The organism is Mycobacterium sp. IS-3022, from assembly GCF_001500065.1.
In the GTDB taxonomy this organism is placed as follows: domain Bacteria; phylum Actinomycetota; class Actinomycetes; order Mycobacteriales; family Mycobacteriaceae; genus Mycobacterium.
Map to the genome: position 1 here is coordinate 1 of NZ_LQIN01000035.1, position 1725 is coordinate 1725.

At 66.9% G+C, this 1725-nt stretch carries 1 protein-coding gene; it reads right to left on the reverse strand.

Features of this window, described 5'->3' with window-relative positions; all coding sequences use genetic code 11:
- A partial coding sequence (locus AU188_RS18850; RefSeq protein ID WP_286137555.1) for a condensation domain-containing protein occupies nt 1-1725 on the reverse strand: 1725 nt, incomplete at both ends.

Below are 1725 nucleotides of genomic sequence, written 5' to 3' on the forward strand. Positions count from 1 at the left end.
ATGAATCCCGTCCGCAATTGACCGCCACGGCCTCAGGACGACGCTCCACTTGCACGGCGAACAACTCAGGAACCGATCCGCGCGGGAACGTGGCGTCAGTCAGCACCGCGCGGTTGCCCACCTCGTCCAAGCGGTGGTGCTCGCCGGCATCGAGCACGTCGATCGCGGCGATCGCTCGATGCGGATCGGCGGTCATCGACGTCAAGACCCGCTCGAACCGGTCGACGAGCGCTTGGATGCTGGCCGGATCGAAGATGTCGGTGCGGAACTCGACCGCACCCCGGATGCCGGCCGGCCGACCGGAATCGGTGAAGTGCTCCGCAAGCGAGAAGGTCAGATCCATGCGGGCGGTGTGGGTGTCGACCGGCAGTTGAGTGACGTGTAAGTCACCCAGGGACAAGCCGGCCGCCGGATCATCGCCGAGGCCGGGCAGATTCTGCCAAGCCAACAGGACCTGCACCAACGGGTGATGCGCAAGCGATCGGACTGGATTGAGCCGCTCCACCAACAACTCGAACGGCACGTCTTGGTGGTCGAACGCCGCCAGGCTGCGCCGCCGCACCTGGTCGAGCAACTCGGCGAAGCTGGGATTGCCGGTCAGATCGACCCGCAGCACCAGCGTGTTGACGAAGAAGCCGATCAGCTCGTCGAGCCCGGGATCACTGCGGCCGGCGATCGGAAAACCCACCGCCACATCGGAGCTGGCGCTCAGCCGCGACAGCAACACCGCCAGGCCGGCCTGCATCACCATGAACGGAGTCGCGTGATACTCCGCGGCCACCTCCCGCACCCGGTGCTGCAATTCGGCGGGCCAATCCACCGCCAGACTGGCGCCCCGTTGATCGGCGAGCACCGGATAAGGCCGGTCCGTCGGCAGCTGCAGCCGCTCCGGCAGACCCGCCAAGACCTGCTCCCAGTGGGCCAGCTGCGCGGCGATTCGGCTGTCGCTGTCGTCGAGATCACCGAACCGCGACCGTTGCCACATCGTGTAGTCGACGTATTGCACCGGCAACGGATTCCATTGGGGTGGCTGTCCGTGTCGGCGGGCCTCGTAGGCCTCACCGAGGTCCCGCACCAGTGGGGCCAACGACCAGCCGTCGGCGGCGATGTGATGTACGACGCCCACCAGGACATGGTCGTCGTCGGCGACGCCGAATAGGCTCGCCCGCAAGGGAATCTGGGTGGCCAGGTCGAAGGTCTTCGCCGCCGCGTCGCCGATGGCGTCCGTCAGCCGGTCTGCTGACCATGCCGTGGCATCGACGACGTGCAAGCCGACATCGGCTCGCGCACTGGGAACCACCAGCTGCTGAGCGGTCCCGTCGGGCGCGACGAACAGCGTGCGCAGGGTTTCGTGGCGGTCCACCACGTCTCCGAGCGCCGCGCGTAGCGCATCGGCGTCAAGTAGCCCGTGCAGTTGCAACGCCAACACTATGTGGTAAACCGCCGAGGGACCGTGCAATTGGTCGATGACCCACAGCCGGCTCTGGGCGAATGACAGCGGAATCACCGCAGGCCGCTGGACGGGCACCAACGGTTCGCGACCGCCCGCATCGCGGTTGATTCGGGGCGCCAGTTGACCGACAGTCGGCGCATCGAACAAGGCGCGCACAGGGAGATCGGCGTGAAGGCCGGCGTTGATCGCGGCGATGACGCGCATGGCCGATACGGAGTCTCCGCCGAGGTCGAAGAAGGAGTCGTCGATGCCGACCCGCTGCAGGTCGAGGA